Origin of the sequence: Frankia sp. CpI1-P, from assembly GCF_001421075.1 — a bacterium.
Lineage (GTDB): Bacteria > Actinomycetota > Actinomycetes > Frankiales > Frankiaceae > Frankia > Frankia torreyi.
Genome location: NZ_LJJX01000048.1, coordinates 38,035 through 46,781 on the forward strand (window position 1 = coordinate 38,035; position 8,747 = coordinate 46,781).

An 8,747-nucleotide genomic window follows, 5' to 3' on the forward strand; every position below is an offset into this window, starting at 1 on the left:
GCCCCATCCGGGCCGGTACGCCGTAGCCTGACGGAGTGCATCAGCCTGGAGGCACGCGTCAGCCTGGACGAACGCGTCAGCCTGGACGAACGCGTCAGGCCGGCGGGGGGCGTCCGGCCGGCGGGCTGCAGCTCGCCCGGTGGGGGAAGGTGCTCGGCGTCGCCGGGCTGGCGGGGGTGGCCGCGACCGGCGTCCTGGTCGCCCGCGACCAGCGCCAGCGCGGCTCCTACTCCCCCGACGAGATTCGCGCCCGGCTCCAGGCCCGGGCGGCCGCCGACGCGAGCGCGCCACCCCCGACATCCGCCGATCATGAACCGGGCGTCGCCGCCGAGCCGACCGAAACGCGGCGCGGTCGGCTGCTCGGCCGGCTGCCGCGCCGGTTCACCCGANAGCGTCCTGACGCCATCCACTGATCGCCCGGCCGGGCTCGTCCCCGAGCACACCGGGGACGGTGTTGAGCGCGCGGTGCAGGCTGCCGAGCTGCTTGTGATGCTCGTCGAACGGGACGGCGACGGTGTGCACGCCAAACCGGGACAGCACCGGCTCGGTCCACGGCGCGCTGGCCGTCGACACCAGCGCCGCCGGCTCGTCGCCGCCCGCCGTCCAGGCCCCGGGCCGCGGGCCGGGCAGGAAGAACACCCCCGCGGCGAACGCGGCGACCGTCTCCGGAGCCAGCGGGCAGACGGCCAGTTCGATGCTGCGCAGCGCGTCGACGAGGGTCGTCTCCCGGCTGGCCGCGCCGTAACTTTCGACGACGGCGGGCGCGTGCAGCCGGTCCGCGGCAACCAGCGCGATGCCGGGGCCGAGCCCCAGCCAGTGGTCCAGGTGTGGCTCACCCGGGCGGAGCAGCTCGTCGCGAACCCGCACGACCCGGCCGAACGCGGCGAGCAGGTGCGGGCGCAACAGCCCCCACGCCGCCGGGCTGGTCCGCGCGCCGGTGCCGAGGACGGCGACACCGTCGCAGGTGACGAGGTCGCCGCCGGCCAGGAACAGTGGCTCGGGCACCCGCACCTCCGCCGAGCGTCCCCGCAGGCCGCGCAGGACCGCTGCCATCACGACCGTCTCCCGCGCCCGGTCGCGACGGCGCAGCCGGCCGATGGCGATCGCCCCGCCGAGGTCGACGTAGTGGTCGCGGGGAAACATCAGGCCGGCGAGCGGGCGCAGGGCGTAGCTCTCGTCCGGCTGGTCGGGGCCGATCACGCCGCCGCCGGCGGCTGGGTCGAGCAGCAGCCGAGGCTGGCGCAGCACAACCGGGACGAGCGCCGGGACGGACCAGTCGCGCATCACGTCGCGGGCCGCGGACAGCCGGGCGTCGTCGTCGGCGCTGACGGCGCGGGCGGCCAGTTCGAGCAGGACCTCACGGGGTAGGGCGGCGAGAATCTCCGACGGCGCGCGGGGATCGGCCCCGAGGTCGGTCAGCGCCGCCCGCACGGCGGCCGACTCCGCCGCAGCCCGGACCGGGTCGTAGGCGGGCCGGCCCGGCCGGAACACCGACGTCTCCACCGGCTGCACGACCGTCGGATTCTGGATCAGCACCATCGGCCCGCTCACCGCGCGCCGCCACATTTCATCTGGGCAGTATGCAACGGCGCACGGAACCACGATGGCCGCCGGCTCGCCACATCACCACGACGAAATCCGGTCTGACGAAATCCGGTCTATCGATAGACCGACTCATCGCCGCGGCGAAGGACTTTTCTTCTACGGAATGCGCGAAGATGGCGACCCGGGTGTGTCGGCGGGGTCAGAGTACGAGCTCACCGACGGCCCAGACGGCCGCCATCGCGACGCCCGCGACGAGTTCGACGAGCACGCCGACGCCGAACGCGACGATCGCCGCCCAGGTGGTGCCGCCCGCGGTGCGATAGTCACCGAGGCGGATCAGCTCCGCCACGTAGATGCCGAAGACGCCGCCGATCAGCAGCCCGAGAACCGGCACGATGAAGAAGCCGACGATCGCGCAGACCGCGCCGAGGACCAGGCTCTGCCAGGGCACCCCCCGCCCGGCGGTGGCCCGCGCGGGCAGGACGTACTTCGTCAGCGCGCCGATCACGAACAGCGCCGTCATCAGGGCNAGCACGATCCAGCGACCCACCCCGCCGCCGTCCGCGATCACCCACCACAGCCCCGCGCCCCAGACGAGGACCAGACCGGGCAGCACCGGAAGGACGATCCCGACCAGGCCCACGGCCATCACCAGGGCGACGGCGAGCAGCTCACCGGTACTTATGGCGCGACCTCCCTCGAACCGCCTTTCCGAGAAGGTACCGGTACCGGGACCTCCCCGGACCCGCCTGACAAACGCGCGACCACGCAGTTCTCGTCAGGCGTTGCGTGCGGCGATGCGCCGCCCGGTCTCGGCGAGGGCGGCCCGCAGCTCCTCCGGCGCCAGCACCTCGACCCCGTCACCGAGCGCCAACACCTGGGACAGCGCGACATCCGGGCCCTCGGTGGCCAGCTCCACCACCCGCCAGCCGGCACCGTCCGGCGCCGACGCGCCGGCGATGGCGTCGCGGGCGGCGAACGGGTCGACGGCGTGCCGCAAGCCGCGCAGCGCCGCCGGGGACAGCCGAAGCCGACAACTCCAGCGCAGCAGGGAGCGGGCGAACTCGTCGCTGCCCGCCCGCCACCAGGCGGCGAGGTCGAAGTCGTCCGGCCGGTCGAACGTTTCCGCCCGCACGCTGGCCTGGGGGATCCGCCCGACGCGGTAGCTGCGAACATCGCCCCGGTGCCGGGCCACCAGGTACCAGGTACCCGCCTTGCAGACCAGGCCGAGCGGATCGACGCGGCGCGCCACACTTTGATCGACACGGCCCTGATCGACGCCGTCCGGCGACGGGCCGGGGGGAGCCGCGGCGGCACTCTCCCGCCGGTAGCGCAGATCCCCGTAGCGCAGATCCCCGTAGCGCAGATCCCCGTAGCGCAGATCGACGCGGCGACCCGCCCACACCGCCTCGGCGAGCGTGGCCAGGTGCGGCACGGCCTCCTCGCGGTGAAACCATCCCGGCGCGTCGAGCAGGAACCGCTGGCGGACCTGCCCTGCCTGGGCTCGAGGCCGCGGCGGCAGCGTGGCGAGAATCTTCGTGCGCGCGGCCGCGGCGACCGAGGCGAGCCCCAGCCCGCCGAGCACCTCGGGCCCCGCGCCGAGCAGCAGCAGCGCCGCCGCCTCGTCGCCGGTGAGCCCGTCGAGGCTGGTGCGCCAACCGTCCATCAACCGCACCCCGCCGGCCCGGCCCGGCTCGGTCCACAGCGGCACCCCGGCGTCCTGCAACGCCGAGATGTCGCGATGCACCGTGCGGACGGACACCTCCAGCTCGGCGGCCAGCTCCGCCGCCGTCGCCCGCCGCACGGCCTGCAGGTGCAGCAGCAACGCGGTCAGCCGGCTCGATCGCACCCCGCGATGCTAGGCCGGAAACCATGACGGAGGATGGCAGGGTTTGCGCCGCAGGATGGCCGGGTGACGACATCCTGGCGCGACTTCGAGACCGCCCAACCCGCCCTCGCCAACACCATGCGCACCCGGTTCGAGGCTTTCCGCCATCACATCCTGGCCACGATCCGCGCCGACGGCTCCCCGCGCACCAGCGGCATCGAGGTCACGTTCCGCTCCGGCGAGCTGTGGCTCGGCAGCATGCCCGCCGCCCGAAAGTCCCGCGACCTGCGCCGCGACCCCCGCTTCGCGCTGTCCGCCAACCCCGGGCCGGGCACCGACATGGCCGGCGGCGACGTCCGGATCGCGGGTTTCGCCCGCTGGGTCGACGACCCGGCGACCCAGGCCCGCTTCGCCGAACAGGTGCAGCCCCCCGAGCCGTTCGACCTGTTCCGCGTCGAGCTCACCGAGATCGTCCGCACCACCGTCGACGAGCCCGCCGAGGAGATCGTCCTGGCAAGCTGGCGCCCCGGCTATTCCGCGGTGCNCCTCCAGCGCCGCGGCAACAATTCTGCCACCATCCACGAAACCTGGGCCAGAGCAAACCCGTGACCTGCGCCGACACCAGACTTGTCACGAGCGGACGAAAAACCTCCTCCATTGCCGGCCGGCGGCGATCCGGCTATGGCATGCTCGATAAATGCCGAACGGGGTGACACGGGCATGGGAGCACGACTTCTTTATCAGCTACACCGGCGACGACAGGGCCTGGGCGGAGTGGATCGCCTGGCAGCTCGAAAATCTGGAGCGCACGCCGGGTGAACCGTTTCGGGTCTTCGTCCAGGCCTGGGACTTCGTCGCGGGCACCGACTTCGTCACGTGCATGCAGGACGGACTGACCCGGGCCGAACGGATCGTGCCCGTCCTGTCGGAGGCGTACCTCGAACGGTCCTCGTACGGACAGGCGGAGTGGCAGGCCGGATTCCGCCGCGACCCGCTCGGTGCCGGGCGAGTGATCGTCCCGGTGCGCGCGCGGCTGTGCACGCCGACTGGCCTGCTCGCCGGCCGCGGCTACATCGACCTGGTCGGCCTGGACGAGGCCGCGGCCACGGCGACGCTGGCCGCGCAGATGCACGCCACGGTGGCGGGTCGGGCGAGGCCGGCGACCGCTCCCCCTTTCCCGGGTCCGCCCACCTTGCCTCCCCCGCCGGGGGCGGATAGCCGCGCGGGCGAACGGCGACGGCGGTCCATCTCGGTGCTGCACCTGTCCGACCTGCGCTTCGGTGGCTCCGACGAGACTGACGGCGATGCGCAGTCGACACTGACACCGATGCTTGACGACCTACGCGGCCTCGGCGCGAAGCGGTCCGGTGTCGACGGACACGCCGCGATCGCCGACCTGATGATCGTGACCGGGGACCTGACCCGGACGGCGTCCGAGGACGAGTTCGATCGGGCCCACGACTTCCTGGCCGGTCTCGCCGACGGCCTGGGCCTCGCCCGGGAGCGGATCGTCGTCGTGCCCGGCGACCTCGACGTCAACGCCGCGCTCTGCAAGGCGTATGTCGCGCTGGAAGACGCCTACCATCGCACAGCCGTACCGCCGCACTGGCCGAAGTGGGCGTTCTTCGCCGGCTTCCTGCGGCGGCTGCACGGGGCGGAGGCCGAGGCACGCTTCCAGCAGGGACACGAATGGTCGGTCGTCGCCTTCCCGGAGCTGAAGGTTGTCGTCGCCGGGCTGAACTCGACGATGGCGCAGACCCACGAGGTGCGCACCGGCGAGGTCGGCGAGCGCCAGCTGAGCGCGGTGGTGAAGGAACTGGACCAGGGCGGATGGGAGGGCTGGCTGCGGATCGGCGCGGTGCACCACGGCCCGGCGAGCGTCGCCGGCACGGATGCCGGGGCCCTCCTCCACGATGGCGGGGAGCTGGACCGGCTCCTCGCACCCCGGTTGCACCTGCTGCTGCACGGCGGCCACGGCGACGGCCGCATCGGCCGGCTTCCGGCCGGCCTGCTGGCGATCCCGGCAGGGCCCGGGCCGGCGGACCCGCGCAGCGCCGACGCCGCCGCCGCGGTGCAGGCCCCGGGACCAGGCCGCTACCAGCTCATCGACATCGACGCGGCGGGATTCGAGCGCAGGTCACGCGTGTTCGCGCCGGGCACCCCGGCCGGTTTCGAGGCCGACGACGCGCTGTCGGCCCGCGTCTCGCTCTCGCTCGACCCGGCGAGCGAGACGTTCGGTCACGACGCCTGGCCCGCTCAGGACACGGTCCGAGCCTCGGCCGAACAGGCCGAGCCTGACGACGCCTTCGACGCCGACGACTCGCAGCGGCGGCGGCCGGCGGCGGTCGCCCGGCCGCGGGACACCCTCGACGAGCTCGCCGAGGTGGCACGGCTGCACCACCGGGACGCCGTCGTCGAGCGGGTCGAGGCCGCCGGGGACACGCCGACGCATCTGCGGGGGTGGCGACGGGAGGGCCGCATCGTCGAGCTGCGCCTGATCGGCCTGGTCGAGGGCGGAGCCGACGAACTCGCCATCGAGTCCTTCGCGGCCGAGATGACCCGGGCCTACCTGGCGTTCCCGTTACGGCTGACGGATCTGGTGTACACCGGCGACGACCCGGCCTCGCCGAAGCTGGTGGCCTTCGCCCGCGGCCGGGACGTCCGGCTGCTGAGCATGCCGGAGTACCAGGGCGTGTTCGACCTGCGCGACTACCGGGTCCGCCAGACCGAGGAACTGCTCAGCGACCCGGACTACCCGCCCGCCGCCTACGTCCCGCAGCACATCCGCCGCATCGACCGCAGCCGGACGCCGGTCGGNGGCGATGCCCTCGAGATGGTGCTGGACTGGCTGGCCACCGACGACGCACGGTTCATCCTGGTGCTCGGCACGTTCGGCCATGGCAAGACGTTCCTCGCCCGCCAACTCGCCCTGGCCGTGCCCGAACGCCTCNCGCACGTCGACCCGATGCTGATCGAACTCGGCAAGCTGGAGAAGTCGTTCGACCTCGACCTGCTCGCCGTCCAGCACCTGGTCGATGCCGGGGTGCGCCAGCCCGACCTGGACGCCTTCCGATACATGGTCCGCGAGGGCCGGGTGGTGCTGATCTTCGACGGCTTCGACGAGCTGGCCGCCCGGGTCACCTACGCGCGGGCGAGCGCCTATCTCGACGGCCTGCTCGCGATCCTCGACGGCACCGGGTCGGCGGCGGGCGGCGGCGCGGCCGGGCCGAACCGGGCGAAGGTCGTCGTGACCAGCCGGGCCGAGTTCTTCATCAACGACGACGATGTGCTGAAAAAGACCGGCGAGAAGGTCGAGCGGACGCTGGGCCGCTTCATCGTCCGGCTGGAGGACTTCACCCCGGCGCAGATCGAGCGTTACCTGGTCGGGCACTTCACCCGGGCGCTGACCGCGGGCCGGCCGGCCGACGAGACCGCCCTTGCCGAGGCGGCCCGGCAGGCGGCCACCCGCCTCGCGCTCATCGACGACGTCGACGACCTGCTCGAGCTCGCCCGGAACCCGCGGCTGCTGTCGTTCATCGTCGAGATCGACGACGAGCGACTGCGCGCCGTCCGGGACCGGGCCGCGAGCACCGGCGACGGCCGCGTGACCCGCGCCGCGCTCTACGCCGAGCTTGTCGATCAGTGGTTGACGTACGAGACGAAGCGGTCTGTGGAGCTCACCCTGGCCGGGCGCCGCACGGCGGTCCGCGAGCTGGCGGTCGCGATGTGGCGTGGCGGCGAGGTGGCCGTCGATCTGGCCCGGCTCACCGAGATCGCGGCACAGGTGCTGCGCGTGATGGGCCGGCCCAGCGTCCTCAGCGTCGACGAGACCGCGCATCTGCTCGGTTCTGGTACGGCGCTGCGCCGCGATCCCGACGGCCGCTTCTCGTTCATCCACCGCTCGGTGCTCGAATACCTCGTCGCGGTCGAGGTCGCCGCCGGGCTCGCCGGAGCCGCCCAGGAGGCCACGGTGTCCCGGCGCGGTGCACCCCCGGCCGAGGTCGTCAGCGCCGAGGCTCCGGCGACCGCCGGCGACCTGCTCGCCGCCGAGGAGATGTCCGGTCTCATGCTCGACTTCCTGGTCGATCTGGCCCCCCGAAGCCGACTGATCGCCTGGGCGGAGTCCACGGCGAGCGACCCGGACGCGCCCGCGATCGCCCGGGAGAACGCCGTCCTGGTGGCGCGGCGCCTCGACGTGCTTCTCGGTAACGGCGCCCGGCTCGCGGGCATCGATCTGTCCGGACGCGATCTGTCCGGACGCGCCCTGCGCGGCGCCGACCTGCAGGGGGCGAACCTCACCGACGCCCGGCTCGACGGCGCCGACCTGCGCGACGCCGACCTGAGGACGGCGATCCTCGGTGGGGCGTCCCTGCGCGGTACCCGGCTGTCCGGCGCCGACCTGAGGGGGGCGGACCTCACCGGCGCCACGCTCGTAGACGTGGTGTCCGAGCATGTCGAGGCGGCCGGGGCCGTGCTCGACGGCGCCCGGATCGAGGGCGGACGGCACAGCGGCCTCATACTCACCGACGCCTCCCTGCGCGGCGCCCGGCTGACGGGCACCGTCCTCGCCGGGGCGGACCTGTCGGGCGCGAACCTGTCGGGCGCAACCCTCACCGCCGTGACGGTGACGGACGCCAGGGTGGCGGGCAGCCACTGGTCGCGGGCCGCCGTCCTCGGCGGATCACTCGGGTCCGCGGCGGGCGCGACGGAACTCGGCGCGGCCGCGATTCCCGGCTCGGACGAGGCGGACACGGTGACGGCGCCCGNCGATGCGCCCCAGAACTCGGTGGCGTTCTCCCCCGACGGGAGCATGCTGGCGACCGCGGCCGCCGACGGCACCGCGCGGCTGTGGGATGTCGCCACCGGCCAACCCCTGCGCACCCTCACCGGCCACAACGGCTCGGTGTGGTCGGTGGCGTTCTCCCCCGACGGCACCCTGCTGGCCACCGCCGCCGACGACCGCACCGCCCGGCTGTGGGANGNCGCCACCGGCCNNCCNCTGCGCACCCTCACCNGCCACGANGNNTNGGTNNGNNCGGTNGCNTTCTCCCCCGACGGCANCCTGCTGGCCACCGNCGCCNNCGACNGCACCGCCCGNCTGTGGNANNTCGCCACCGGCCACCCGCTGCGCACCCTGGCCGGCCACGACCGCCCGGTCCGCTCGGTGGCGTTCTCCCCCGACGGCACCCTGCTGGCCACCGGCGCCGCCGATGGCAACGCCACGCTCTGGGATATCGCCTTCGGTCAGGCGCTCCGCACCTTTGCCGGCCACGAGGCGTCGGTCCGCTCGGTCGCCTTCTCCCCCGACGGCACCCTGCTGGCCACCGCCGCCGACGACCGCACCGCCCGGCTGTGGGACGCCGCCACCGGCCAC

Annotated in this window: 7 protein-coding genes and 3 pseudogenes; 6 read left to right on the forward strand and 4 right to left on the reverse strand. The window is 73.8% G+C overall.

The genetic code is table 11. The features are described 5' to 3' along the window. Positions 1 to 149 precede the first annotated feature (149 nt). Positions 150 to 389: hypothetical protein (locus FF86_RS24540; RefSeq protein ID WP_242419469.1), on the forward strand; the 240-nt coding region annotated here is incomplete at its 3' end. 1 nt (position 390) lies between these two features. Here the strand turns inward: FF86_RS24540 and FF86_RS24545 are convergent. From FF86_RS24545 to FF86_RS24555, 4 genes and pseudogenes are all read right to left on the reverse strand, one after another. Next, positions 391 to 1,566, reverse strand: a pseudogene (locus tag FF86_RS24545) (arginine deiminase family protein); the annotation flags it as partial. Between the two features lie 178 nt (positions 1,567 to 1,744). Further along, positions 1,745 to 2,074: DUF456 domain-containing protein (locus FF86_RS24550; RefSeq protein ID WP_242419470.1), on the reverse strand; the 330-nt coding region annotated here is incomplete at its 5' end. Between the two features lies 1 nt (position 2,075). Then, positions 2,076 to 2,194, reverse strand: a pseudogene (locus FF86_RS57030) (DUF456 domain-containing protein); the annotation flags it as partial. Between the two features lie 129 nt (positions 2,195 to 2,323). Next, complete coding sequence (locus FF86_RS24555; protein WP_055870225.1) at positions 2,324 to 3,394, reverse strand: YafY family protein; 1,071 nt, start codon at positions 3,392 to 3,394, stop codon at positions 2,324 to 2,326. A gap of 33 nt (positions 3,395 to 3,427) precedes the next feature. Here FF86_RS24555 and FF86_RS24560 point away from each other — a divergent pair. The 5 genes and pseudogenes from FF86_RS24560 to FF86_RS68180 form a co-directional block, all read left to right on the forward strand. Beyond that, on the forward strand, positions 3,428 to 3,917 hold a 490-nt coding region (locus FF86_RS24560), incomplete at its 3' end, for a pyridoxamine 5'-phosphate oxidase family protein (protein WP_242419472.1). Positions 3,918 to 4,070: 153 nt separating this feature from the next. Next, the coding region (locus FF86_RS36375; protein ID WP_206779019.1) for a TIR domain-containing protein at positions 4,071 to 6,190 on the forward strand (2,120 nt) is incomplete at its 3' end. 1,249 nt (positions 6,191 to 7,439) lie between these two features. Continuing rightward, on the forward strand, positions 7,440 to 8,139 hold a 700-nt coding region (locus FF86_RS68170; protein WP_396230062.1), incomplete at its 3' end, for a pentapeptide repeat-containing protein. Between the two features lie 20 nt (positions 8,140 to 8,159). Beyond that, positions 8,160 to 8,353: WD40 repeat domain-containing protein (locus FF86_RS68175; RefSeq protein WP_396230063.1), on the forward strand; the 194-nt coding region annotated here is incomplete at its 3' end. 145 nt (positions 8,354 to 8,498) lie between these two features. Beyond that, positions 8,499 to 8,747, forward strand: a pseudogene (locus tag FF86_RS68180) (hypothetical protein); the annotation flags it as partial.